27 protein-coding genes are annotated in these 25,023 nt (G+C 41.1%); 17 read left to right on the forward strand and 10 right to left on the reverse strand.

Annotated features, from left to right (window positions below):
- Positions 1 to 261: 261 nt before the first annotated feature.
- On the reverse strand, positions 262 to 2,184 hold the full coding sequence (locus tag GKC25_RS02790) for an ATP-binding cassette domain-containing protein (protein ID WP_034664900.1): 1,923 nt from the start codon (positions 2,182 to 2,184) through the stop codon (positions 262 to 264).
- 138 nt (positions 2,185 to 2,322) lie between these two features.
- On the opposite strand from GKC25_RS02790, the gene moaC reads away from it, so the two are divergent.
- Genes moaC through tatC form a run of 4 tightly spaced genes read left to right on the forward strand, consistent with a single transcriptional unit; the run spans position 2,323 to position 4,461 of the window.
- Complete coding sequence (gene moaC, locus GKC25_RS02795; RefSeq protein WP_034664898.1) at positions 2,323 to 2,814, forward strand: cyclic pyranopterin monophosphate synthase MoaC; 492 nt, start codon at positions 2,323 to 2,325, stop codon at positions 2,812 to 2,814.
- Positions 2,815 to 2,829: 15 nt separating this feature from the next.
- Positions 2,830 to 3,483 carry a redox-sensing transcriptional repressor Rex gene (locus tag GKC25_RS02800; protein WP_008355687.1) on the forward strand — a complete coding sequence of 218 codons (654 nt, stop codon included), beginning with the start codon at positions 2,830 to 2,832 and terminating at the stop codon, positions 3,481 to 3,483.
- 27 nt (positions 3,484 to 3,510) lie between these two features.
- Complete coding sequence (locus tag GKC25_RS02805) at positions 3,511 to 3,690, forward strand: twin-arginine translocase TatA/TatE family subunit (protein WP_003214302.1); 180 nt, start codon at positions 3,511 to 3,513, stop codon at positions 3,688 to 3,690.
- A 6-nt stretch (positions 3,691 to 3,696) separates the two neighbouring features.
- Positions 3,697 to 4,461 carry a twin-arginine translocase subunit TatC gene (tatC, locus tag GKC25_RS02810; RefSeq protein ID WP_034666769.1) on the forward strand — a complete coding sequence of 255 codons (765 nt, stop codon included), beginning with the start codon at positions 3,697 to 3,699 and terminating at the stop codon, positions 4,459 to 4,461.
- A 39-nt stretch (positions 4,462 to 4,500) separates the two neighbouring features.
- Here tatC and GKC25_RS02815 read toward each other — a convergent pair whose 3' ends face one another.
- Genes GKC25_RS02815 through GKC25_RS02825 form a run of 3 tightly spaced genes read right to left on the reverse strand, consistent with a single transcriptional unit; the run spans position 4,501 to position 6,110 of the window.
- Complete coding sequence (locus GKC25_RS02815) at positions 4,501 to 5,127, reverse strand: NUDIX hydrolase (protein ID WP_095286061.1); 627 nt, start codon at positions 5,125 to 5,127, stop codon at positions 4,501 to 4,503.
- A 57-nt stretch (positions 5,128 to 5,184) separates the two neighbouring features.
- Entirely contained in the window at positions 5,185 to 5,379 is a 195-nt protein-coding gene (locus tag GKC25_RS02820; RefSeq protein ID WP_034664886.1) for a YdiK family protein, read from the reverse strand.
- Positions 5,376 to 6,110 (reverse strand): CPBP family intramembrane glutamic endopeptidase, encoded by a 735-nt coding sequence (locus GKC25_RS02825; protein WP_095286060.1) that lies wholly within the window; start codon positions 6,108 to 6,110, stop codon positions 5,376 to 5,378. Before GKC25_RS02825 ends, GKC25_RS02820 begins: the two co-directional genes overlap by 4 nt.
- 229 nt (positions 6,111 to 6,339) lie before the next feature.
- On the opposite strand from GKC25_RS02825, the gene groES reads away from it, so the two are divergent.
- Positions 6,340 to 6,624, forward strand: a complete 285-nt coding sequence (gene groES, locus GKC25_RS02830) for a co-chaperone GroES (protein WP_003214120.1) — start codon at positions 6,340 to 6,342, stop codon at positions 6,622 to 6,624.
- Between the two features lie 56 nt (positions 6,625 to 6,680).
- Positions 6,681 to 8,315 (forward strand): chaperonin GroEL, encoded by a 1,635-nt coding sequence (gene groL, locus GKC25_RS02835; RefSeq protein ID WP_034320371.1) that lies wholly within the window; start codon positions 6,681 to 6,683, stop codon positions 8,313 to 8,315.
- A gap of 635 nt (positions 8,316 to 8,950) precedes the next feature.
- On the opposite strand, the gene GKC25_RS02840 is transcribed toward groL, so the two are convergent.
- Entirely contained in the window at positions 8,951 to 9,463 is a 513-nt protein-coding gene (locus GKC25_RS02840; protein ID WP_034664874.1) for a DUF3231 family protein, read from the reverse strand.
- A 490-nt stretch (positions 9,464 to 9,953) separates the two neighbouring features.
- Here GKC25_RS02840 and GKC25_RS02845 point away from each other — a divergent pair, with 490 nt between their 5' ends.
- The 4 genes from GKC25_RS02845 (at position 9,954) to GKC25_RS02860 (ending at position 12,167) form a co-directional block, all read left to right on the forward strand.
- A complete protein-coding gene (locus tag GKC25_RS02845) occupies positions 9,954 to 10,406 on the forward strand; it encodes a MarR family winged helix-turn-helix transcriptional regulator (protein WP_034664870.1) in 453 nt (150 codons plus the stop codon).
- 22 nt (positions 10,407 to 10,428) lie between these two features.
- Positions 10,429 to 10,947, forward strand: a complete 519-nt coding sequence (locus GKC25_RS02850; RefSeq protein WP_034664865.1) for a GNAT family N-acetyltransferase — start codon at positions 10,429 to 10,431, stop codon at positions 10,945 to 10,947.
- 20 nt (positions 10,948 to 10,967) lie between these two features.
- On the forward strand, positions 10,968 to 11,579 hold the full coding sequence (locus GKC25_RS02855; RefSeq protein WP_034664860.1) for an FMN-binding negative transcriptional regulator: 612 nt from the start codon (positions 10,968 to 10,970) through the stop codon (positions 11,577 to 11,579).
- Between the two features lie 171 nt (positions 11,580 to 11,750).
- A complete protein-coding gene (locus GKC25_RS02860) occupies positions 11,751 to 12,167 on the forward strand; it encodes a hypothetical protein (RefSeq protein WP_034664855.1) in 417 nt (138 codons plus the stop codon).
- Between the two features lie 62 nt (positions 12,168 to 12,229).
- Here the strand turns inward: GKC25_RS02860 and GKC25_RS02865 are convergent, their stop codons facing one another.
- Together GKC25_RS02865 and GKC25_RS02870 are read right to left on the reverse strand one after the other, a co-directional pair.
- Complete coding sequence (locus tag GKC25_RS02865; RefSeq protein WP_034664852.1) at positions 12,230 to 12,697, reverse strand: hypothetical protein; 468 nt, start codon at positions 12,695 to 12,697, stop codon at positions 12,230 to 12,232.
- Between the two features lie 124 nt (positions 12,698 to 12,821).
- On the reverse strand, positions 12,822 to 13,496 hold the full coding sequence (locus tag GKC25_RS02870; protein ID WP_034664848.1) for a hypothetical protein: 675 nt from the start codon (positions 13,494 to 13,496) through the stop codon (positions 12,822 to 12,824).
- Between the two features lie 209 nt (positions 13,497 to 13,705).
- Between GKC25_RS02870 and GKC25_RS02875 the strand changes: the two genes are divergently transcribed.
- From GKC25_RS02875 to GKC25_RS02885, 3 genes are all read left to right on the forward strand, one after another.
- Positions 13,706 to 14,074 carry an RlpA-like double-psi beta-barrel domain-containing protein gene (locus GKC25_RS02875; RefSeq protein ID WP_003213878.1) on the forward strand — a complete coding sequence of 123 codons (369 nt, stop codon included), beginning with the start codon at positions 13,706 to 13,708 and terminating at the stop codon, positions 14,072 to 14,074.
- A 73-nt stretch (positions 14,075 to 14,147) separates the two neighbouring features.
- Complete coding sequence (locus GKC25_RS02880) at positions 14,148 to 15,197, forward strand: hypothetical protein (protein WP_342689904.1); 1,050 nt, start codon at positions 14,148 to 14,150, stop codon at positions 15,195 to 15,197.
- Positions 15,169 to 15,393: a hypothetical protein gene (locus GKC25_RS02885; protein WP_034664841.1), complete on the forward strand. Its 225-nt coding sequence runs from the start codon at positions 15,169 to 15,171 to the stop codon at positions 15,391 to 15,393. Before GKC25_RS02880 ends, GKC25_RS02885 begins: the two co-directional genes overlap by 29 nt.
- Positions 15,394 to 15,411: 18 nt before the next feature.
- Here GKC25_RS02885 and GKC25_RS02890 read toward each other — a convergent pair whose 3' ends face one another.
- From GKC25_RS02890 to gabP, 3 genes are all read right to left on the reverse strand, one after another.
- Positions 15,412 to 15,786 carry a carboxymuconolactone decarboxylase family protein gene (locus GKC25_RS02890; RefSeq protein WP_034664837.1) on the reverse strand — a complete coding sequence of 125 codons (375 nt, stop codon included), beginning with the start codon at positions 15,784 to 15,786 and terminating at the stop codon, positions 15,412 to 15,414.
- Positions 15,787 to 16,074: 288 nt separating this feature from the next.
- Positions 16,075 to 17,604 (reverse strand): multicopper oxidase family protein, encoded by a 1,530-nt coding sequence (locus GKC25_RS02895; protein ID WP_034664834.1) that lies wholly within the window; start codon positions 17,602 to 17,604, stop codon positions 16,075 to 16,077.
- A gap of 98 nt (positions 17,605 to 17,702) precedes the next feature.
- The gene (gene gabP, locus GKC25_RS02900) at positions 17,703 to 19,091 is read right to left on the reverse strand and encodes a GABA permease (protein ID WP_034664831.1); all 1,389 of its coding nucleotides are present in this window, start codon (positions 19,089 to 19,091) and stop codon (positions 17,703 to 17,705) included.
- A 482-nt stretch (positions 19,092 to 19,573) separates the two neighbouring features.
- Between gabP and GKC25_RS02905 the strand changes: the two genes are divergently transcribed.
- The 4 genes from GKC25_RS02905 (at position 19,574) to GKC25_RS02920 (ending at position 24,937) form a co-directional block, all read left to right on the forward strand.
- The gene (locus GKC25_RS02905; RefSeq protein WP_034664827.1) at positions 19,574 to 20,473 is read left to right on the forward strand and encodes a cation diffusion facilitator family transporter; all 900 of its coding nucleotides are present in this window, start codon (positions 19,574 to 19,576) and stop codon (positions 20,471 to 20,473) included.
- 103 nt (positions 20,474 to 20,576) lie between these two features.
- Positions 20,577 to 21,539: an AAA family ATPase gene (locus tag GKC25_RS02910; RefSeq protein WP_034664824.1), complete on the forward strand. Its 963-nt coding sequence runs from the start codon at positions 20,577 to 20,579 to the stop codon at positions 21,537 to 21,539.
- Complete coding sequence (locus tag GKC25_RS02915; RefSeq protein ID WP_034664820.1) at positions 21,536 to 22,726, forward strand: DUF58 domain-containing protein; 1,191 nt, start codon at positions 21,536 to 21,538, stop codon at positions 22,724 to 22,726. The genes GKC25_RS02910 and GKC25_RS02915 overlap by 4 nt, the downstream gene beginning before the upstream one ends.
- A 9-nt stretch (positions 22,727 to 22,735) precedes the next feature.
- The gene (locus GKC25_RS02920) at positions 22,736 to 24,937 is read left to right on the forward strand and encodes a DUF4129 domain-containing transglutaminase family protein (RefSeq protein WP_034664816.1); all 2,202 of its coding nucleotides are present in this window, start codon (positions 22,736 to 22,738) and stop codon (positions 24,935 to 24,937) included.
- Positions 24,938 to 25,023: the final 86 nt, after the last annotated feature.

The following is a 25,023-nucleotide window of genomic DNA, read 5'->3' on the forward strand; positions in this document are numbered from 1 at the left end:
GGATACACAGGTTTTTTTCATTTTCAATGAAAGCGATTTATTCACATGTAAACGTTATATATCCACAATTATTTGAAAATTTTGTTTTAAAATGAAGAGAATGTGTATAAAAAAGAAATTTTGTGTGGATATGTGATTAAAAACCTGTGAATAAAGTGGATAAGTCCAAAATTTTTAAGAATAACAAAGAAGTTTTTGTGGATATTAATGTGGATAATAAATTTTCACTGAAAGAAAAAAGAGCACCCATTTGGGCACTCTTTAAGATTCGGATAGCTCTTCCCACTCCGCGAAAAGTGATTCAAGCTCTTGATTAAGTGTATCATTTTCTGTTTGAATGTCTTGGACCTTCTCATGATTTTGGAAAATAGCAGGATCACATAGAAGCTCTTCATTTTCACCAAGTTTCTCTTCAATGACAGCAATCCGCTTTTCAATTTCCTCGATTCTGCGCTGCTTTTGTCTTTCTTTCTTTTTCAGTTCTTTTTCTTCCGCATAAGAAAGCTTTGCTGTTTCTACTGGCTTTGCTGCTTGTTTTTTAAGCGGTTCATTTTCTTGAAGCGCCTCAAGCTCTAATTGTTCATTTTTCTTTTCAAGGTAGTAGTCATAGTCACCAAGGTATTCTTTTGTTTCCGCTCGCGACAGCTCGAATACTTTCGTTGCTAGTCGATTAATAAAATAACGGTCATGCGAGACAAATAAGATGGTTCCTGGATAATCGATCAGCGAATTCTCTAAAATTTCCTTACTATCTAAGTCCAAATGGTTCGTAGGCTCATCAAGTATCAGGAAATTGGCTTTTTGGAGCATCAGCTTTGCCAGGGCAAGCCGGGCTTTTTCTCCACCGCTTAATGCATGAACGGGCTTTAAGACGTCATCACCAGAAAAAAGGAAATTCCCTAAACATGTCCGAATTTCTTTTTCATTCATATGAGGATAGTCATCCCAAAGCTCATTGAGCACTTTTTTGGATGATGTCAGTTTGGCTTGTTCTTGGTCATAGTAGCCGATCGTGACATGAGATCCAAAGGTGATGTCGCCTTTTACAGGCGTTAATGTGTTCGTTAACGTTTTTAAAAGGGTTGATTTCCCGATCCCGTTAGGACCAATGAGTGCCACGCTATCCTCACGTTTGATCTGAAAAGAAAGGGAGGATAGGAGTGGTGTTTTTTCATCATAACGAATGTCGAGATCATGTACCTTCAGCACATCATTGCCGCTTTGTCTCGTAATATCAAAATGAAAGTTTGCGGATTTTTCATCACCTAATGGCTTATCTAAACGATCCATCCGTTCCAGCTGCTTGCGTCTGCTCTGAGCGCGCTTTGTGGTTGAGGCTCTTGCCAGGTTGCGATCTACGAAGTCTTGGAGCTTTGAGATTTCTTCTTGCTGCTTTTCGTAGAGCTTCATATCACGCTCTAGCTGCTCAGCTTTCAGTTCAAGATACTTACTATAGTTGCCTGCGAACTTTTTCATGGCAGTTCTTGAGACTTCATATACATGGTTCACCACTTTGTCTAAGAAGTAGCGGTCATGGGACACGATCAGAATGGCGCCTGTATAATTTTGCAAATACTGCTCCAGCCATGATAAGGTATCAATATCTAAATGGTTGGTCGGCTCGTCCAGAATTAAGAGTTCTGGTTTCATTAATAAGAGCTTTCCAAGCGCTAGACGGGTTTTCTGGCCGCCGCTTAAGGATTGAACGGTTGTCTCATCTTCAAAGTGACTAAAGCCCAGCCCATGAAGAATGGAGCGGACATCAGCTTCGTATTGATAGCCGCCTTGATCTTTAAATTCCTGCTGCAGTCTGTCATAGGTTTTCATGAGGGAATCCAGCTCAGAACCTGTGGAGGAAGCCATTTTCTCCTCAATGGTTCTCATCTCTTGTTCCATCCTTTTTAAATGATCAAAAACCGATAATAATTCGTCTTTTAACTTACGTGTAGACGTCACATCGGTATGCTGTGCTAAATAGCCGATCGATAGGTCTTTCGGTTTGATGATCTCACCTTGCTCGTAAGACAATTGACCGGCAATGATTTTCAAAAGGGTGGATTTGCCTGCGCCGTTACGACCTACAATGGCAATCCGATCCCTTGCTTTGACTTCCAATTTTATATTCGTTAAAACGGTATCAGCACCAAATGATTTGGACAGCTGATTCACTTGTAGAATCATCATGTAACTTCACCTCTGCTATAATATGTTAAGTGTAGCTTATCAGCAGTAAACCGGCAAATGTTACATACAATCGCCATATTCAAATGAAAGACAGATAGGAAAAAATAGTGTATCATTTGAGTGAGGGAGCGTTGAAAGATGAGTCAATTTAGCCACTTTAACGAACAGGGAAGAGCAAAGATGGTCGACATTAGTGACAAATCGTCTACAGTGAGAACCGCCGTTGCTGCTTCAAGCGTTCGTATGATAAAAGAAGTGTTTCATAAAATACAACAACGTGAAATTGGAAAAGGGGATGTGCTGTCTGTTGCACAGGTTGCTGGCATCATGGCAGCAAAGCAAACATCTACCATCATTCCAATGTGTCATCCGCTTGCACTAAAAGGCGTGGATATCTCCTTTGATTGGGAGGAAGACGGAAATGCGCACATTCTGAACATACAAGTACAGGTGAAAACAAAAGGAAGTACGGGTGTGGAGATGGAAGCGCTCACTTCTGCTTCAGTATGTGCACTGACCGTTTACGACATGTGCAAAGCGATTGATAAAGGCATGATCATCGGTCCTACCTATTTAATTGAAAAGACAGGCGGGAAAAACGGTGATTTTCACAGAGCATCTGATATTTAAGTTGGAGGACCTTATATGAATATAGATCAGTCAAAAATTCCACAAGCGACAGCCAAACGTTTGCCGCTATATTACCGTTTTTTAAAAAATCTGCATGCATCAGGAAAACAAAGGGTGTCATCGGCAGAGCTTAGTGATGCAGTCAAAGTGGATTCTGCCACCATTCGCCGAGATTTTTCGTACTTTGGTGCACTTGGGAAGAAAGGGTATGGCTATAATGTCGATTACCTCTTGACCTTCTTCAGAAAGACACTTGACCAAGATGAAATGACCAATGTCATGCTCATCGGTGTCGGGAATTTAGGGACTGCTTTTTTACACTATAATTTCATCAAAAATAATAATACAAAAATTTCAATGGCTTTTGACGTCAATGAGAGTAAAATAGGAAGTGAGATAGGCGGCGTGCCTGTCTATGATTTGGATAAGCTTGAAGAGCATGTTCAAGAGGTAGGAGATATTCCTGTTGCCATTTTGACAGTACCTGCCGTAGCAGCTCAATCCATTACAGATCGTTTGATTGCCCTTGGCATCAAAGGAATCCTTAACTTTACGCCGGCTCGATTGAATGTGCCGGAACACATTCGAATTCATCATATAGATTTGGCGGTTGAACTTCAGTCTCTTGTGTATTTCTTAAAGCATTACTCTGTTACACAGGAGGATTGACGAAAAGGGGTAAAGGGGGTGGAGCAAATGGGTCCGATCGGTCCTGGAAGCTTGGTTCTGATTGCGATTGTTGCGCTCATTATTTTTGGGCCGAAAAAGCTTCCTGAATTAGGAAGAGCAGCAGGAGATACATTACGTGAATTCAAAAATGCCACAAAAGGTTTAGCTGATGATCAGGAAGAAAAAAAGAAAAAAGAAGATCAGTAGAATAGGATGAGCTTCATGAATGTCAAAGATATGCCGCTTATGGAGCATATTGTGGAACTGCGAAAACGTTTAGTGATCATTGCGATGTTTTTTGTCGCCTTTATGGTGGCTGGTTTTTTTCTTGCTAAGCCGGTCATTGTGTATTTACAAAATACCGATGAAGCGGCCACACTGACACTGAATGCATTTAAGCTCACAGATCCGCTGTACGTGTTTATGCAGTTCGCATTTGTCATTGCTTTGGTTTTGACGTGTCCCGTGATTTTATATCAGCTTTGGGCGTTTGTCAGCCCCGGCTTATATGAAAAAGAGAGAAAGGTGACACTTGCTTATATTCCGATTGCACTGCTTTTATTTTTGAGCGGTGTGGCTTTCTCTTATTTTATTTTGTTTCCGTTTGTCGTTGATTTTATGATGCGGATGTCGAATGATTTAAATGTAGAGCAAGTCATTGGGATTCATGAGTATTTTACATTTCTGATGCAGTTAACACTTCCATTTGGCTTTTTGTTTCAGATGCCCGTTGTGTTGATGTTTCTCACAAGACTTGGCATCATCACACCGATGTTTTTATCAAAAATACGGAAGTATGCCTATTTTGTCCTCCTTGTCATTGCCGCACTCATTACACCGCCAGAGCTTGTTTCTCACCTCATGGTCACCTTGCCGATGCTCGTTTTGTATGAAGTGAGTATTGTCATTTCAAGAGTGACCTATCGCAAAATGCAGCAAACAGAGACAGAGGAGAAAAAAAATTATGATGTCTCATAAAAAAGCATCGTGATCCGAATAAGGGTCACGATGCTTTTTCTATTGTAAAAGGAATTGATTGATCGCTTGAAATAGATGCTGATAATAGGCAGGCTCATGCGGTACAAAATCTTGTATACAGACTACTCTGCTTTCTTCACATCGTTCTCCGGATTCATCAACTTCAAAGCCATCAAGCTGCATGTTTTCACATTTTCTTGTGAAAAGCTGCTGTGCATCCATTAGCTTTGCTCTGTAAAGTCCAGCGACTTCTTCTTTTTGTAATTGAATGTTCATCTGCTCTTCTTGATGGACGTAAAGATAGACATGGCAAAATTCACGATCAGTAAAATCGGGTAGATGAATTTCATCCTGTATAACACCTGCAAAGGATAGATCTTCAAAAGGGACAGTAAGACCAAGCTCTTCTTCTACCTCTCTCATACCGTCAGAAGGCTGTTCATTTGCAAGAAGGTGGCCTGCTGCTGTGATATCAAACAGAGCAGGAAAATCTTTTTTTGCGGGGCTTCTTAGCTGAAAATAGAGATACACGGTGTCATGTTCCTTTTTGAGAAGCCAGAAATGAAAGGTTTCATGCCAAAGACCTTGGGCGTGGACATCTGAACGGGGTGCAACTCCAATCGCTTCATGCTGCTCATTTAAGATGTTCAGTTTTTCTTGTTTCATGAAAACTTGTCCTCCATAAAAAAACCATTTTCCAGAGATTAGAAAATGGTTTTTGATTTATTTTTGCTGCTGTTTTTTGAGTTTGACAGAGAAGGCAAACATTTTAAACGCGATATTGATATTATAGGCCGCAAACACCATCAGCAAAATGCTGTAAAATGACCACATGTCACCTGGATTTTGAATGGCCATATAGGTGAAAGCAACACCTACGGCAAAATAAATGACGCCCCATACGACAGGGTTTCTCATGAGAAAAAGCCTCCAATAATCATTTGCATTGTTTGAGATTGTTCTTCAATCATTTTTCTTACTGGCTCAATCTGCACAAGAATGACGAGCGAGTTCATCAGCATATGTGCACCGATTGGAACAATGATACGTTTTGTTTTCGCATATAAAAAGGCAAAGGTAAAGCCCATCGCGGTATAAAGTAAGATATGAGCAAAATCATTGTGTACAGCTGCGAATACCACTGAACTGACAAGCGCTCCAATAAAGAAGTTCGTTTTTTCATAAATCACACCAAAAATGATTTTTCGGAAAATGATTTCCTCTAATATCGGTCCAATCAGGGCGATGACAATTACAAGCCATGGAACTGCATCCATAATGGATAAGATGGCTTGAGTATTTTCGGATTCACGGCCAATGCCAAATGCATATTGTTCAATCGCTCCTGCAATCGATTGTGCAAAGAGGGAAAGAAAGAAACCGCCAATGATCCAGGCGATAGCTAAACCGACTGAAACCGGTGCTTCATTTCGAAGTGAAGCTTTTGGTACAGTCCGAAGAATGAGCAGAATAATGATTAATCCGATACAGAAGCTGATGATTGTCCATGTTCCTGACAATTTAGAGAGCTCTGCTTGTGTCATCGGTGTTTGAATGAATCCTAACCATTTCATAATGATCACATAAGGAATTGCAGAAACCTGTACCAATATATACGTTAAGATGATGTACCAATATTGTTTTTTCAAGTAACGAAAACCCCTTTACTAAAAGAACTAGATTTATTGTAACACAAGTCTTCTTCTTCGATGAAAAGGAAAGAATCTGAGTTGAAAAAAGATCATGAAAGCGTAAAAATTTTTAAAGGTTTTTACTTGAAATTACAGAAGACATTCTTTATTATAATAAATGTGTTAGCACTCACTAGTGATGAGTGCTAAAAAAGACTACATATAAAAATTGAGGAGGTTGTTTCTTATGTTAAAGCCATTAGGCGATCGCGTAATCATTGAACTCGTTGAATCTGAGGAAAAAACCGCTAGCGGTATTGTGTTACCGGATTCTGCAAAAGAAAAACCGCAAGAAGGTAAAATTGTTGCAGCAGGTTCAGGCCGTGTACTTGAAAGTGGTGAGCGCGTTGCGTTAGAAGTAAACACAGGCGACCGCATTATCTTCTCAAAATATGCAGGCACTGAAGTGAAATATGAAGGCAAAGAATATTTAATCCTTCGTGAGAGCGACATTTTAGCTGTTATTGGTTAATCACATAAAAAAACATTGAGATATATTTTTAAAAAGACTGAGGAGGTTTCGTTATTATGGCAAAAGATATTAAGTTCAGTGAAGAAGCACGTCGCGCGATGTTACGTGGTGTAGATGCACTTGCAGATGCTGTAAAAGTAACTTTAGGACCTAAAGGACGTAACGTGGTTCTTGAGAAAAAATTCGGTTCTCCACTTATCACAAATGATGGTGTAACGATTGCAAAAGAAATCGAATTAGAAGATGCATTTGAAAACATGGGTGCAAAACTTGTGGCTGAAGTTGCAAGCAAAACAAACGACGTAGCTGGTGATGGTACAACAACTGCAACGGTTCTAGCTCAGGCAATGATCCGTGAAGGTCTTAAAAACGTAACAGCTGGTGCAAACCCTGTTGGCGTTCGTAAAGGGATCGAAGAAGCAGTGAAAGTAGCACTTGAAGGCTTGCACGAGATTTCTAAACCAATCGAAGGCAAAGAATCAATTGCTCAAGTTGCGTCTATTTCTGCAGCAGATGAAGAAGTAGGCAGCCTAATCGCTGAAGCAATGGAGCGTGTAGGTAACGACGGCGTGATCACAATCGAAGAATCTAAAGGGTTCACAACTGAGCTTGAAGTGGTTGAAGGAATGCAGTTTGACCGCGGATATGCTTCACCATACATGGTGACTGATTCTGATAAGATGGAAGCGGTTCTTGAAAATCCTTACATCTTAATCACTGATAAAAAGATCACAAACATTCAAGAAATCCTTCCTGTACTTGAGCAAGTTGTACAACAAGGAAAACCATTATTGATCATTGCTGAAGATGTAGAAGGCGAAGCACTTGCAACACTTGTTGTGAACAAACTTCGTGGAACATTCAACGCAGTGGCAGTCAAAGCACCTGGATTCGGTGACCGTCGTAAAGCAATGCTTGAAGACATCTCTGTTCTAACTGGCGGAGAGTTAATCACAGAAGACCTAGGACTTGACCTGAAATCAACCGAAATCGGTCAGCTTGGCCGCGCGTCTAAAGTTGTTGTGACAAAAGAAAACACAACCATCGTAGAAGGCTCAGGAGATTCTGCTCAAATCGCAGCACGCGTTAACCAAATCCGTGCGCAAGTAGAAGAAACAACTTCTGAATTCGATAAAGAAAAATTACAAGAACGTCTTGCAAAACTAGCTGGCGGCGTCGCTGTCATCAAAGTTGGTGCTGCAACTGAAACAGAACTAAAAGAGCGTAAACTGCGCATCGAGGATGCACTGAACTCAACTCGTGCAGCAGTTGAAGAAGGTATTGTATCCGGTGGTGGTACAGCACTTGTGAATGTATACAAAAAAGTCGCTTCAATCGAAGCAGATGGTGACGTTCAAACAGGTGTAAACATCGTTCTACGTTCTCTTGAAGAGCCAATCCGTCAAATCGCTCACAACGCAGGTCTTGAAGGATCCGTCATCGTTGAGCGCTTGAAAAACGAAGAAATTGGCGTAGGCTTCAACGCAGCAACAAACGAATGGGTAAACATGATCGAAAAAGGAATCGTTGACCCAACAAAAGTAACTCGCTCTGCACTTCAAAACGCAGCTTCTGTTGCAGCAATGCTTCTAACAACTGAAGCAGTCGTTGCTGACAAACCAGAAGAAGGCGGCTCAGGCGGCGGAATGCCGGATATGGGCGGCATGGGTGGTATGGGCGGCATGATGTAATCAGGGTTTCAAAACCTTGTTATATCAACGTCTGAAATAATAATATGCTTTTCTTGTCGTCGTATTTGTCCTTGTGTTATTAAACACAAGGCAACCTGTGACAAATAAGCTAACTATAGAAGAAGGCCTTTCATCAGTTTGCAAAACTGTTGGGAGGCCTTTTCTTCCATATTAACAGTCATATGAGCATAGATATTCCTTGTAGTATGACTAACCTTTATGTCCACTACGCTATTGTTTTTCATTAATGACGATTCGATCTCAAGCAGTATGGTATGAGCAACCTTGTTGATTAAATGGAACCTCGGAACGGGCCCGACTTTATGCTGCAATTGCAAGGACTATAATAGAGAAAGGTTACTCTCGAAGTTTTTACCACTGGTTAGTTGCTATCAATGTTTAAAGAACCTATAGTAATAGGAGCTTTTAAATCTGAGGAAGATATTTTTAGGTATATTAAAGGAATTGATCTTCTAGTGCTGATGATGTTGGCTCAAAGGCAATCGATGGGAATGGCAAAATATAGTGACTGTAAAGAGAGTGAAGGAGAGTTTTCAATTTGTAGAAAGTTTAAAGCTTAGCAAGAAAAGAGTAAACCCTAAAGGTCTACTCTTTAATGTTTAATCATCTTATGATTAGCAATCTTCTGCTTTGCTATGATGAAGAGGTGGTGGAATTAACCATCCTTTTTCTTTGTTAAGTCTAAGGACTTTTGCTCCAAGTGCTGTCTTTTGAACATGAAACTGTCCAAACATCATAGCTATGTCTTCTCGAATGGATTGCCCCATAATTGTGCTACACGATACTAAGCCTGCCGCAATGTTCGCCGAAAGACCAGCGGCTATTTCTGGATCTTGAAAACGTGCCCCTACTGGAATATCGTCTATACAAGCTTTAGGTCGTTCAGGAGGTGTTGGAGGTAAGCCAATTCCATTTTCTTTTAATAAAGTTTCAATTTCTTTGATTTCTTGTTGCCCACCCTGAATAGCTTCTTCAATTAATTTTTGTAAGTCTTCGTCACCTGCATGGTTTAAGTGGGTTTGATAACCAGCAACTAAACCTTTAGCTACCATCAAGTAAGACCATGTACCAAACACTTCACCATAGTGCATAGGTTCATCCGTTGGATTTCCACTTAAAATTCCCATTGTCATCCTCCCTAATTGTAAAATATTCATTAAGCGACCTTCCTTTCTTGACGATTGGTCACCTTTTTATAGTTCCTAAATTAAACCATTATATTCATCATTTTAATGATGGTTGTTAAAGGTAAAATTCTAATTTTAATCTATGTGGACTCTAACGAATAATGGCTAATAAAACTGGAGAGATTATGTTATAAAAAGAGCGGTTGCATAAAGGGAAATTATCTTCTAGCAACGAATATATATGATAAAATGTAGTGGCATATTATGAGGCTCTCTTCTTCTTTTTCCCATTGCCTAACCACCTTCGTTCGCGATGATCAGAGATCGTTATTTTTTGTAACGATTACCACTATTAAAGAAACGAGCGAAATAAAGAAAATGAAAAAAACACTTTCTCAATGAAGGTGTTTTTTTATTGTGTTTACAACAAAAATAAACTATAATGTTGTTATGTTTTATGTTGTAAATGCAACAAAAGGAGTCGTGATAAATGAGAGAGATTTTGCGAGAGATTGGCGTCATCGCTCGGGCGCTTGATTCTATAAGTAATATTGAATTTAAAGAGTACGATTTAACGAAGGGGCAGTATTTGTATCTTGTGCGTATCTGTGAAGAGCCTGGCATCATTCAGGAAAAGCTGGCGGAAATGATCAAGGTGGATCGAACAACGGCTGCTCGTGCTATCAAAAAATTAGAACTGCATGGTTTTATTGAGAAGAAAGATGATCGAGTGAATAAAAAAATCAAAAAGCTGTTTCCCACTGATAAAGGGGAAGCGGTATATCCAATGATCAAACGAGAAAATGATTATTCGAATCAAGTAGCGCTGGATGGATTTTCTGAAGAGGAAGCAGAACAGATATATGAGTATCTTCTAAGGGTGAGAAAAAATATCGAAAAAGATTGGGATTATGTGAAAAAAGGAAATAAGAGACGCTACTAAATGATAAGGAGAGATGACTTCAATGACCGTCACTTTTATTCCATGTAATGAACAGCATATAGAAGAGCTGCAAAAAGTCGGTATCGACACATTTATAGAAACCTTTCAGAATCAAAACAAAGCGGAACATATCGATGCTTACGTAAAGACAGCCTTTCATCCGAACCAGCTGTTAAAAGAATTACATCATCCATCTTCACAGTTCTATTTTGTTCAAGTGAATGGCGAAGTTGCTGGTTATTTGAAGGTCAATATGGATGATGCGCAGTCAGAAGAGATGGGAAGTGAAGCGTTAGAGATTGAAAGAATTTATATTAAGCAGTCCTTTCAAAAACAAGGATTAGGCCGATATTTAATCAATCAAGCCTTTGAGATCGCGAAGAAATATCATAAACGTGATGTTTGGCTTGGGGTGTGGGAGCACAACAAAGCGGCCATCGCATTTTATCAAAAGCTTGGGTTTGTTCAAACAGGGGTGCACGCATTCCTTATGGGGGACGAAGAGCAAATGGATCTCATTATGACCAAAACACTGAGCTGATCTAAAAGGGGGAAGAGAACATGCATGTTCCATCATTTTTTCAAGTGAAAGATATGGAGAAAATCAAATCATTTATTCAATCAAATTCATTTGCTACAGTTGTGACCACAACAGATGAGAAGCCCATTGCGACACATATTCCAGTGAGTTTTCATCAAGTTGAAGATTCGTATGTGATTACAGGGCATATGGCGATTGGAAATCCTCAGTGGAAAACGTTTGAAGAAAATGAGAAGGTGCTCGTCATCTTTCAAGGACCACATGCCTATATATCCTCTTCATGGTATGAAAAAGAAGCCGTACCGACATGGAATTATCAGGCTGTCCATGTATATGGAAAGGCTGTGCTGTTAGAAAAAGGGGAACTGGTAAAAGAATTAACCACGATGCTGGAAACATACGAAAGCCACAGAGAACAGCCTGTTTTATGGGATACATTGTCTGATGAACTGTTAGAGAAACAAATGAAAGGGATTGTGGGCTTTAAAATCATCATTGATGAAGTTCAGGCTGCTTTTAAACTAAGCCAAAATCGCCATGAAAGGGATTATGCTCACATCATTGAAAAGTTGGAAGCAGAGGGTGACGTGGAAATGGCTGAGGCGATGAAAAAGAGAGTAAAGGATGTATGAGAAAAGCACTCTTATGATCAAGAGTGCTTTTTTTTGTTTTGAGAGAAATGAGATATCTTGGCTTATAATGTCACATTTTCTTTAAAATTACATAAAAAAATCCACTATTTCCATAAAAAATCAGATCAATTCCTTATAATAAAGGTATCTGAGAATGGGGAGTGAGTCGAGATGGACCAAAACTTGCTGCAAATGAATCAAGTGAGATCAGAGGATGAATTAGCGGTTGTTAATATATCTTCTACAGAAATTGGGGCGCTGTCAAAGGAAGCGGCTGAGCGGATTTTACAAACGAAGGATACGGATGATATTCATTTACTGATGTATGTCCCGATTGAAAAGAAAGCAGATTTGATTTGGTTGATTGAAAGTGTTGGACAGGCGTTAGAAGATGAGGATGAAGATAACGTTGCACTTGAATTTGCTGATTTGCTCTATTTCTTTGTCATTCCATTTTATAAGGAGTATATTTTGAGGGAACATCATTTGTATGAGTGTATAGATGATTTGTTGGTACGATTAGCATCAAGGACTCACTCAGATATTCACACACTAGTTGATGCGATGAGAGACGATTTGACTGAATAAACATGAAAAAAGGCTTGTAGAGAGGTCCTCTACAAGCTTTTTTCATCGTAAAAAACCATAAATTACTGGGCTCTTTCCCACGTGATTTTTGTTTCATTTGTTTTTTTCTTTCCTTTTGCCAGTACTTTGCCGTTTTCTTGTTTCACGGTGATGTTTAGGTCGTAAAAGGAATAGAGGGCGCCAAGGCTGTCATTTTCTGGTTTGTGCAGGTTGTTTTCTTTTTCAGTTGATGCCCCAATGGCCAGCGTCTTGGCAAAGTTTAAACCGATGACTTCAGCGTAATCACTATTGGTATCAGATGAAGCGGTCACGTTTAAAGAAATGACTTTTTTCTTTTGATCAACGGTGATGTCAGTATCTTTTATGAGTTTAGACTGCTCCATGACTTCTTTCGTTTCATTTTGAATGCGGTCATTAATCGTTGGAAGTGCCTTAGATTCTGTTTTTTGTTCTTTCGTCGTATTCGAGCAAGCTGCTAGAATGAAGAGACTTGCAACTAGGCTCATGAAAACAAGTAGACTTTTTCTCACGTTCGTTCTCCTTTTTTCTGCGAAGTATGTATGTTTATGTTACCACGAATCCTTGTTTTGATTAAAAGAGAAGTGTTGATAAGCTGTGAACAATAAAAAGCACCCAAAATAGGGCGCTTTTTTCTTATTGTGCTGAAAGGCTTGTACTTAATGGAACAGAAGAAATGACGGTGAATTTAGGAGCCGCAGCACCAGACTCTAAATTTTTACGTAAAAGCGATGATTTGATTGTTCCATCCCATTTTTTATAGACACTTCCTGAAGTATTCGCACGAAGCTGTACATTCGAGAAACTTGCTTGTGAGTAGCTGTTTGTTCCATTATCTTGGACGCCGTGAACCATTTTGACGACATCGAGGTTTTTCAGACGACTAGGGTTGAAAACAGGCTGCTTATAGCGCAATTTCCCATTGACGTATAGTGACACTGTGCCATCACCATTGTTGATGAGCTTTAAGTTGACACGTGCACCATCCGTAATGCTCTTATCGTACTCACTGTTCCAGTATTGACTGCCGCCTTGTGAGCCGCTGCCAAGAAAGACCTTATAGCCAGAAGACGTTTTTGAAATACCGCTCTCTACAACGGCAGAGCCGAGACCGAGGTACCAGTCTGCATAGCCATTTTTAATAGTGGCTGTTTTCGGCAGCACAATATCAGCAGAGATACCTGACCATTTTGCCTCATCCGTTTGTGTCACAATCGCGCCGTGACGAGGACCAGCTGCTGAGGCAGGGATACTTGATAGCATCAAAACGAAGGCCAAACTTACACTCAAAACGATGAACCACTTTTTCATAAAAATTCCTCCTTAAATTGGATTCACTTTTATTATATAAAATGAAAGAGAGGGGCTACTTACATTCTTCTGGCCGATTTTGGTATTTTTTGTGAACAAAATCGGTCATAAAGTGGTCAACTTGTATTCGAATTGTAATGTGACTGTAAAATAACTGGGGGCATCTTCATGTATAATAAGTGCAGAAACCAAATACGGAGGATTTTTTAATGAATAAAAAGCTTATCGCGACAATCGTAACAGTAGCTAGTTTATTTTTGGCGTTTAGTTTCTCACATGGAGCAAGTGCAAAAAAAGTAAGCGGCAATATTACTTGGTATAATGGTGTCGGTAAAAAGGGCGCAGATGGAAAAAAACTCGGTCATTGGGATGCAGCAACTAAAATGGGATTTGACGTACCGAAAAAAGGTACAAAACTTAGAGTGACAACAAAAGCGAAACCACATAAAGTGATTACAGTATATAAATATGATGTAGGCAGAATGCCAAACGCTGTATTAGACGTCAGTCCAAAAGCATTCAAAGCACTAGGGTATAAAACAAGTAAAGGTGTCGTAAAAGGGCATTACACTTATTAATACATAGGCATGCAGAGAAGCGGGAAAAGTTTATTTTCTGGCTTCTTTTCTTGTAGAGAGGGTCTGAAAGGCAATGAAAAAATCAACATGGTGGATCATCACGGTCATCGGAGTCGCAGTGATTGCGGCAGTCATTTTCTTCATGATGAAGCCGGCGCAAGAGGCGAAACATGCAGGAAAAGTGAAAACGAATCAAGATGCAAAAGACGAATTACTCGTTTCATTTACAGATCAACAGTTAAACAATACGTATTACCTGCATGACCGGGCGCTTCATACGGAGAAACTGACAGCATATCCTTCGATTGCTTATGATTCTACGAAACAGCTTTTATATTACACGTATACGGATGAAGACACGCAAAAAGTGAGTATTCGAGAATTGAATGTGAAAACAGATGAAGAAAAAACGCTATTTACGAGTGATGATTCCATCGACAGTATGAGGCTGTCTGGAGACGGGAAACAGTTATATCTCAGGTATAACAAGGATTCTGGCGAACAATTTTATGTCGCTTCTTATGATTTGAATACACAAAAAATGAAGGTGTTATATCCAGAAAAAAGCAAGGATGATACGGTGAGTTCTTTTGCTTATGATCCGGCGTCAAACCTTCTGGCAATCCAGCATTATTCCTTAAAAGAAGATTACAAGAAAACCGATGAAGCGAATGAAAAGGGAAGAGACCCTGAACCAACGACCATGAAGATCACCCTTCAAACAGGTGCGAAGGGGAAGCGTATTACACGTATCTCGCAAACGATCAATGATATTTCATTTTCACCAGATCATAAGACATTGATTTATACAGAAGTGAAGGTGCGAAACGAAAAAGAAGTATCCTCTATTAAGATGCTTGATGTAGAAACCGGAAAAACGACGACACTCGTTAAGAACAGTGAGGATATGCATATTTTAAGTGCCGCACAGCCGCAATTTTCTACGGGCGGATCTTCTGTTTATTTCTTAGGTGTTGCTAAAAACGCAAAGGAATTAAAGGATGACACCGGACGAAAAGCAAAGGTAAGAACGATATTTGAATACAATATCAAGAAGAAAACAGTGGAAGCCGCTTGGGAGAAGGATGGCGGAATTGTTAACAATTTCACTGTCAATCGATAAAGGGTACGTTCAGTTATTTGATATAACTGGACGTTTTTTTATTTTGCCGCTTGAAATGATGGTGAAATTGAGGAATTCATGGAAGGGAAAGCAATTTTTAAGCAGGAAACGTGTGGTATTTTCGTATTTTGCTTATGTGACAGAGGAAAAGAAAGAGAGTAATATGAGTGTACATAAAAAACGAGAGGACAGATGACTTCTCGTTTTCACTGATTTATTTGGTGTTATTGTCTAATAAATTTTGAAAGATAAACAGGGCATTAATGGAGTGAGGGAATCCAGCAACTTTTGTACAGTGCTTAATAATCTCCATGATCTCTATGACAGAAAGTCCGATATGTAATGCTTGTTCAAAATGAGTCTTTAATTCTTCATCACAATCGCCTTTTGTAATGAGGGCAGATAATGTGCTGATGGCCTTTTGTTTTTCATCTAAAATGAAGTGGTTGAATTCTTTTTGTTCACCGAGTTCAATTGTTAGCTGTTCAATATTTGACCAAATGCTCTCGTTTTCCTGAATTGAAAGCTTCTCTATGTTACCTGCCGCTGTTTCTTGTGTGACCTGGCAAGTCTCTTTTTCTTCATTCAAATTGAACTCCTCCGTTTTTTATCGCAATTTTCCATTTGTTCGTTCATTGTGGCTTATGTGCCTTTTGATAGATGCAATGGGTATATAGTAGTATTATCGGTTTGCTGCGTCAACTTTTTAAGTATTGAATGTACAAATAAATGCCATTTCAAGTCATGCTTTGTTTTATTTTAGAATAATTCAACGAAAAGGAAATAAAGGGCTAATATATCGCTGTCTGTTAGCCCTTCGCAATGATTTACTCAATACATGTGTTTACGCATGTGACGGGAGATTAATTTCATTTTACTAGATGATATCCATCGGCCGCATCATGTCATAATCCTCGTGCTCTAATATATGACAATGCCACACATACCTGCCGCTGTATGGAACAAAGCGAGCGATGATCCGAATGACTTCACCGGCATGCGCTTGAATGGTGTCCTTGTAGCCTTGTTCATGTAAAGGAGGGGCTTCGTTCGGTCCTGTATACACAATTTCCCCTGTCGATTGATAGACCTCTGTATCAAATGGTCTTCTGTCTATCACCCTAAATTGAACAAGATGTAAATGAATGGGATGTGTGCCCCTTGTTGGATTGACGATGGACCAAACCTCTACACTGCCAAGCCGAGGATTTTCCGTGACGGGGTCATTCCAAAATTGGTTATCCAGCAATAAAATGGGGCGGCCGTATTTATCCTGTGTACCGGTAAGAGTGAGCGTACGCTCTTTATCAGCTCGACTAGGCCGAAGCGGTGGAAGCGGTTTGAAAATAGGCCGTAATGTTTTAGGTGCTCTCCCTTTTAGCGGCCGTGTGACTTTAAATTGCATGATGTTTGCATCTGTTTCAGGATTCACTTCCTGTCCGCAGCCCGCTTTATTTTTAAGGATGATCGTTTTGTTTTCGTAAGCTGAAAAATCGATGATGACATCAAACCGTTCAGCAGGAGCAATGCTAAAGGATTGATGGTGAACAGGTCTTGGCAAAAAGCCGCCATCAGATCCAATTTGCAAAATCGTAGCATCGTTGTCTAGATGCAGCTCGTAAGTTCTTGTATTGGACGCATTTAAAATACGAAAGCGATATTTACGCGGTTCTACTTCTAAATACGGCCATACTTTTCCATTAACCAAAATGGTTTCTCCGCAAAAGAAGGGTACGATGGACGGATCTGGTATGTCACTGTCTTCTGGCGTGTTGTTTGGTCTGCTTGGATAAAACAGTGCGCCATCCTCCTGAAACGTACGGTCCATGATCATTAAAGGAATGTCATACTCATCTTTCGGTAATTCTAGCGATTTTTCAAACGCATCAGAGATCAAATAAAACCCAGCTAAGCCGGCGTACACATTTAATCGTGTCAATGCCATCGCATGATCGTGATACCACAATGTGCAGGCTTGCTGATGATTTGGGTATACGTATACCTCTCGTTCAAAGAAGGGGCCGGTTGCTTCAAAGTCTCGTGAAAACCAAGCCTCTGGATAGCCGTCACTGCTTGCTGGTGTGACGCCGCCATGCAGATGAACGACCGTTTTGACTTCTGGTTCATCATGATGGCCGGCATGAATGGTGTGATCGACCGGCAGGAAATGCTTCAACGGCAATTTGTTCATCCATTTCACTTTGACTTTTTCATTTCGATTCGCTTGAATGGTGGGACCAGGCAAACTGCCATTATAGGTCCATAGCTTGGTTGGGGGCAGGTCTCTATGAACTTTTAGAAATACCTCCTCCATAGCGATTTCATAATACGTTTGTCTTGGGTTCTTTTTGACGGGCTCCGCGACTTCTGGGATTGGCAGCTCGTCAACAAATTTTTCTAGGTTCATGTTGTCTAATCCTCACTTAAAATCCAATTTGATACAGTATAAGTGCGGACATGAAAATAGGTGAATAAAATAAAAAAACCCGCTTTTCAGCGGGAGCATTACGGATGTTTATTTTCAAGCGCTGCATTTGCAGGCACTTTTTTATTCGGTTTAAAGACGAAATAAGCGGCAAGCACACCGAAGGTAATGATACTTGTCAAAATGAGCTGTGGTCTCATTGATTCGATAAACAGCATCGATGCCAAGATGGCGCAAATGACCAAAATGGTAAAGTACGTGAGATATGGGAACAGCCACATTTTGATTTTGAGCTGCTCTGGATTTTCTTTTTCGATTTTACGGCGCATTCTTAATTGTGAAACAGCAATGACCAAGTAGACAAGAAGGGCAATGGCGCCGGATGCATTGACTAAGAACAAAAAGATGGTTTCAGGATAAAAGTAGTTCATCATGACGGCAATGTAGGAAAAGAAGGTGCCTGCGACTGTAGCCGCTACAGGAACACCACGTTTGCTGATTTTCATAAAGCGTTTCGGTGCTTCGCCTCTTTCCGCTAATGAATAAAGCATTCTGGACGTTGTGTACAAACCGGAGTTTAAGCAAGATAGAACGGCTGTTAAAACAATGACGTTCATGACTTGAGCTGCTGATGGGACGCCGATGTATTCTAATACCGCAACGAACGGGCTTGTTAAAATACTCGCTGAATTCCATGGAAGCAAGGTCACAACGACAGCGATGGATCCGACATAGAACACGATGATACGCCATACAACAGAGCGGGTAGCTGTTGTCACAGACTTGACTGGGTCTGCTGATTCTCCGGCTGCTATTGCCACAATCTCGGTTCCCATGAAGGAAAAGATGACGACGACAATTCCGAGTAAAACAGAGCTGAATCCATTTGGAAGGAAACCGCCGTTCCCCGTTAAATTGGCAAGACCTGCAGTATGATGACCGCCAAAACCAAAGATAAATGCAAAACCGATGAGTAGAAAGAGAATAATGCTGACGACTTTTATTAATGAGAACCAGTATTCAAATTCGCCAAAAGATTTAACAGAAAAGATATTCGTTAATGTTAAGAGGATAGTGAGGATAAGACTTGTGAGCCAAACAGGTGCATCTCCATACCAATACTGAATAATGGCAGCACCGGCAATGGCTTCGATGGCGATGACGATGACCCAGAAGAACCAGTAAAGCCAGCCGATTGTAAACCCGGCCCAAGGACCGATGGCATCGCTCGCATATTGTGAGAAGGAACCGCTTGTCGGATAAGCGCATGCCATTTCTCCAAGCATTCTCATAATAAAGATCACTAGAAGTCCGGCAAAAGAATAGGAAAGAATGGCTCCAGGCCCTGCAGAATGAATGACAGCGCCGCTACCAACAAATAGCCCTGCGCCAATAACCCCAGCAATGGAGATCATTGAAATATGTCTTGTTTTCAGATTTTTTTGAAGACCGTTTGTCATGTTGGACATGTCTTTACCTCCAAACATTTCTCTTCATAGAGAAATTGTTTTTAGAATATTTTAAATTTTATCATACTGAATTGTCATTCAGCATTGGACAGGTTATCAAACTGACATTTCAAACCTCTTAACATGATGTTAAAAAGTATAAAGGATTTGAGAGATTATGTTCCCTCTTTTTCCTCTGTTCATTCTTAAAAATAGCATAAGATAGGATGGGGAGAAGTTGTGTCTCAAAATAAAATTATTCTGACAATTTTCTAGAAAGAGTGATATTGCCCATATGATCATCACAGAGTGAATTGGAAAAAGGTTGATGGGAGTAGGTCTTGAGGTCAATTGACCTTATAAAAATAAGTTTACTTAGGTCAACACATTTCTATGTATCCTATTTTGCTGACACAAGCGAATCATGTTGCTGTAGACCCACACGGGCTTTGCTTTGTAAGATAAATAATAGAAAAGTGATGTGTGAGGAGGCGCGGTTCGACATGGAGCGCTATAACGAATTAAGAGAAGGTGAAACAGGTGCTTGGGTCAGCATCATTGCCTATGTGATTTTATCAGCGGTGAAACTTCTAATTGGGTATGTGTTTCATTCAGAGGCTCTTTCGGCAGATGGATTGAATAATACGACGGATATTATTGCATCCCTTGCTGTGTTGATTGGGCTGCGTATTTCTCAAAAGCCGCCTGATGAAGATCATCCATACGGTCATTTTCGAGCAGAGAATATTGCGTCTCTTGTGGCGTCCTTTATTATGATGCTTGTTGGACTTCAGGTTCTGCTGAGTGCGGGCCGGTCGCTCTTCTCATCTGAGCATCAAACGCCCGATATGATCGCAGCTTGGACGGCAGCAGGAAGTGCTGTGGTGATGTACGGCGTGTATATTTACAACCGCAATCTGTCCAAACGGATCAATAGCCAGGCTCTTCATGCAGCAGCAGCTGATAATAAATCAGATGCGTATGTGAGTATTGGAACATTTGTAGGGATTATCGCCTCTCAATTTCAGCTGGCATGGATTGATACGCTTGCAGCGTTTGTCATTGGCCTCATTATTTGTAAAACGGCGTGGGAGATTTTCAGAGATGCCTCTCATTCGTTAACGGACGGTTTTCATATAAAAGATATGTCCAAATATAAAGAGACCATTGAAGCAACACCTGGAGTGGGCGATTTGAAAGATATTAAGGCACGGTATCTCGGAAGTACGGTCCATGTGGATGTAGTAGTGGAGGTCGAGCCGCACTTGAACATTGCAGAAAGCCATGATATTGCAGATGAGATCGAACGTAGAATGAAGAAGGAACATGATATTTTACACTCTCATGTTCATATGGAGCCAGCAGGTGAGACAAAAGAAGAGAAGAAGTCTTTTCCATCGTGAGAAGGCTTCTTTTTTTCTACATGCTGATGTTTTATGCAAATGCGCGTTGTATGGTAAAGTTAGACTATATGAAATTTAACGGAAACGTGATAGGAGGATCAGGATGGCATTTGATGAACCGATGCATTCAGATTTACAAAAAATCGTAGATAACATCAATAAAGTCATGGTTGGGAAAAAAGACATTGCGATATTAAGCCTTGTTGCGATTTTGGCGAAGGGGCATGTGCTACTAGAGGATGTGCCTGGTGTTGGGAAGACGATGATGGTTCGTGCTTTGGCAAAATCCATTGGCTGTGAGTTTAAGCGAATCCAATTCACTCCTGACCTTTTGCCTTCAGATGTAACAGGTGTGTCGATTTATAATAAAAAGACAAATGAATTTGAATTTAGGCAAGGACCGATTATGGGGCAGATTATTTTGGCTGATGAGATCAACCGGACCTCTCCTAAAACACAGTCGGCATTGCTCGAAGCGATGGAGGAAGGCAGTGTCACAGTGGACGGAGAAACAATGCCGCTTGCGGATCCTTTTTTCGTCATGGCGACGCAGAATCCAGTGGAATATGAAGGGACCTATCCGCTCCCAGAAGCGCAAATGGACCGGTTTTTATTCAAGCTGCAAATGGGGTATCCGACCATGCTGGAGGAGCTGGAGGTGCTCAATTTGCAGGAAAAGCAGTCCCCGATTGATACGCTCCAAGCAGTGATGACAAAGGATCATATCCATGCGTTGCAGCAAGCTGTTCAGACCATTCATGTGGATGCATCCATTAAAGAATATATTGTGGAAATCGCTCAAACGACGCGACAGCATCCATCTGTTTATTTAGGTGTGAGTCCAAGGGGATCGATCGCCCTCATGAAAGCGGCTCAGGCGTATGCACTGTTGAATCAGCGAGATTATGTGATTCCTGATGATGTACAGTATTTGGCGCCATATACATTGCCGCATCGAATGATTTTGACATCAGAAGCGACGTATGAAGGGAAGAAGGCGGAGACACTGCTGCGACAAATGCTTGAGCAAATTGGCGTGCCAGTTCAAAAGTCGATGACTCAATGAAGTCACGTCATCGTTTGGCTGTTTTATTATGGTTACGGGTAATGATGCTCATCATCCTCACTGCGGCAGTCTTTTGTTATGCCATGTTTCAGGGAGGGTTTGTGAGTTGGTTCCTTTTTTATGCATTTTTACCATATACTTTGTATGCTTTGCTGTTTGCGCTCGTTCCGCTGCGAGCGACAGTCAAAAGGACATTACAGCAAACCCGATTGAAGGCGGGAGACGTGCTGTCCGTTGACCTTGAAATCAAGCGGACAAATCCATTTCCATACGTTTACGTCTTGATTGAGGATGATCCGCCGGACACCTTTCATTTACAGGAACAAATTGAAATGAAGCAAATGCTGTTTCCTTGGTTTCGGAAAACGTGGCGTTTTTCCTATCAATTGAATGATGTCAAGCGCGGGGAACATCATTTGTCAGCGGTTCGAATCAAAACGGGCGATATGTTTGGTTTTGTGGAGAAAGAAGTGATCATTCCGTTAGAAAAAAAGCTGCTTGTCTATCCCAAAATGCTCGATCTTCAGGTGGAGTCTGCTGAGTCAGTGAATGAAAATGGAGGCAAAGCGGTTCACTCGTGGTTAAATGAACCGACCCATGTGACAACAGGCGTACGGGAATACCAGCAAGGAGACCGTTTTGCTTGGGTGGACTGGAAGACGACGGCTAGAAGGGGTCAGCTGATGACGAAGGAATTTGAACAGAATCAAACAAAGGATCTTGTCGTGTTTGCTGATTTTACAGATGAAGCGGTTTTTGAGACCGTCGTGTCTATTACAGCTTCTGTCCTACAATCGGCAGTGAAAAAAGGGTTGCCTTCAGGTCTTGTACCTCTAGGAAATCAGCATGCCTTTCGAGTGGATCAAGGAGAAATTCATTTACAGGACATGCTCTATTATTTAACAAGGGTGCAGCATCAACCTTCTCGCGCACAAGAATATAAGGCGTTAGCAGCGAGTGAGTACCAGCACTCTGGAAAATATGTCGTCACGGGTCAGCTGCAAGAAGAGCTTGCTGCAAGCCTCTTTGGAAATCGAAACAGAAAGAACATCACTGTTCTTTTAGTGAAGAGAGCTTTGGATCGCTTCACGACAAAAGAAAAACAGCTTGTAGACCGGCTCAAGGCATCTGGAATACGCACGACCCTTTTATTTGAAGACCGGCTGCACGAAAGAACTGTGAGGTGACAAACATTTATGCTGGATACGCATCAGCGGCAAAGCCGTTTTGAGTTGTTCATCTATTATGCTATAGCATTTCTGCTGCTTTGGGAGTGGCTTCGTCCGCTTCAAGACTTTACAGAGACGAGTCATACGTCTTATTTCATCATTTTTATAGGGCTTACGTGTTTGTTTACATTCTTTCGTTTGAAGTGGTATGTGACGTTTCCTATTTGTACTGGCATGATCTTGCTCGCCTTATATTTGATCTTTTATCAAGCAGAGCCAAGCTATCCGGCTGCATTATTTGCTGATATCAAAGATAATATCACCTTCATGAGCACAGGCATGTGGAGTGACATGTACCCGTCCTTCCGCACATTATTGTTTTATATTTTGCTATGGCTGCTTGTCTACTTGCTTCATTATTGGGTGGTCTATCAGCAGCGTATCTTTTTCTTTTTACTCATGACGATTGTGTATGTCACGATTCTTGATACATTTACGCCATATGATGCGACCTTTGCAATCGTTCGCATTATGGTGTTTGGCTTTTGTTTGCTTGGGTTGCTGTATTTCGATCGACTGCGTTCGGCTGAAGGCATTCGGGTGTCACAGAAGGCGCGTCTAAAGTGGTTTTTGCCCATGCTGGCGCTTGTCCTCCTATCAGCGGCACTCGGCGCTTCTTTGCCAAAGTCTGATCCGAAATGGCCTGATCCTGTCCCGTTTTTTAAGGCGGTGACGAATCAAGATAACGCAGCCGGGCAGAATAAGGTGGGATATAGTTCAGATGATTCATCGCTTGGCGGACCGTTTAGTGAGGATCGCACACCGGTCTTTAAATGGAGCGGAAAGAAGCCATCTTACTTTCGTGTCGAAACAAAAAGCATCTACACAGGAAAGGGCTGGGAGGATGCCTCAAATGATACAAAGCCTACTCGGCTAAAGGACGACGATGTGCCGAATCGGTGGTTTACCGAGCGTGTAAAAACAGAGGTGCACGAAACGAGAGTCGATATGGAATCTGACTATCGATTTAATCATGCCGTCTATCCAATTGGGACGATCACACTGATGCCAATGGAAAATATTCCGCTGCAAATGATGGGGAAAACGGAGAAAATTGTCCCATCCAGTCAAAATCCGCCGAAAAATTTAGGGAACTACCAAGTCAGCTTCTTATCGCCTACATTTATCCTTGAGGATTTGCAGAGGATCAAAGTACCGACAAAGAAGCAGGTAAATCAGCAGGTTGGGCGTGAATACTTGCAGCTTCCTTCCTCATTGCCAGAGCGTGTGAAGACGCTAGCAAACAGCTTAACGGAAACGAAGGATAATATGTATGATAAAGCCAAAGCGATCGAGGATTATTTAGGATCTGCGAAGTTTTCATATGAAACGCAAAATGTCGCTGTGCCTGGTCGTAATGAAGATTATGTAGACCAATTTTTATTTGATACGATGATCGGCTACTGTGATAATTTTTCATCCTCTATGATAGTGATGCTTCGTTCGATCGGGATTCCGGCGAGATGGGTGAAAGGATATACGGCAGGTCAGTTATATGAAACACAGATGGATGGAAACAATGTGTATGAAGTGACCAATAACAATGCGCATTCATGGGTAGAGGTGTATTTTCCAAACAGAGGCTGGGTCACCTTCGAACCGACAAAAGGATTTACGAACCCACAGACATTTACGAATGAAGCCGTTTCAAGCGATCAAACGGATGATCAAAAGGAAGAAGATCAGCCTAGCTCTGATGCACGCGAAGATCAGCCGGCAGAACAGCCGCAGCAGCAGGAGACAGATCAGCCGGCAGAACCAAAGAAACAAACAGCACAAGCAAAGCCAAGTATGGTGCATGTTGGTTCAATCTTGGGTTATGCGGCAGGAGCTATGGTCCTTCTTGGATTGATGAGCTGGCTGCTTTATCGATTAAGAGCAAGGTGGCTGCCATTCTTTATTGTGAGAAAGGTGAAACGTCTGCCAGAGGAGGAAGCATTCTTCTATGCGTATGCGGCTCTATTAAAGCAGCTGAAGCGCAGGGGGATTGAGAAAAGCCCAGGCATGACGCTAAGAGAATTCGCTTCTTTGATCGATGACAAGGATGGAGATCATCGCATGTCAGAACTGACGCAGCTCTATGAGCGGGCACTCTATCGACGAGAGGATGCTTCGGTGCTTTGGCGGCAATCGGCAAAGTTATGGGAAAATTTAATAAACAGGAGATAGTCTTGACCCCGTACCTTCCTGTTGTTAGAATAGGTGAATATTAAAACCTTCTAAAATACATGAAATTGAAGCGTTCGGATGTGAGT

Origin of the sequence: Bacillus pumilus (assembly GCF_038738535.1) — a bacterium.
In the GTDB taxonomy this organism is placed as follows: Bacteria; Bacillota; Bacilli; order Bacillales; family Bacillaceae; genus Bacillus.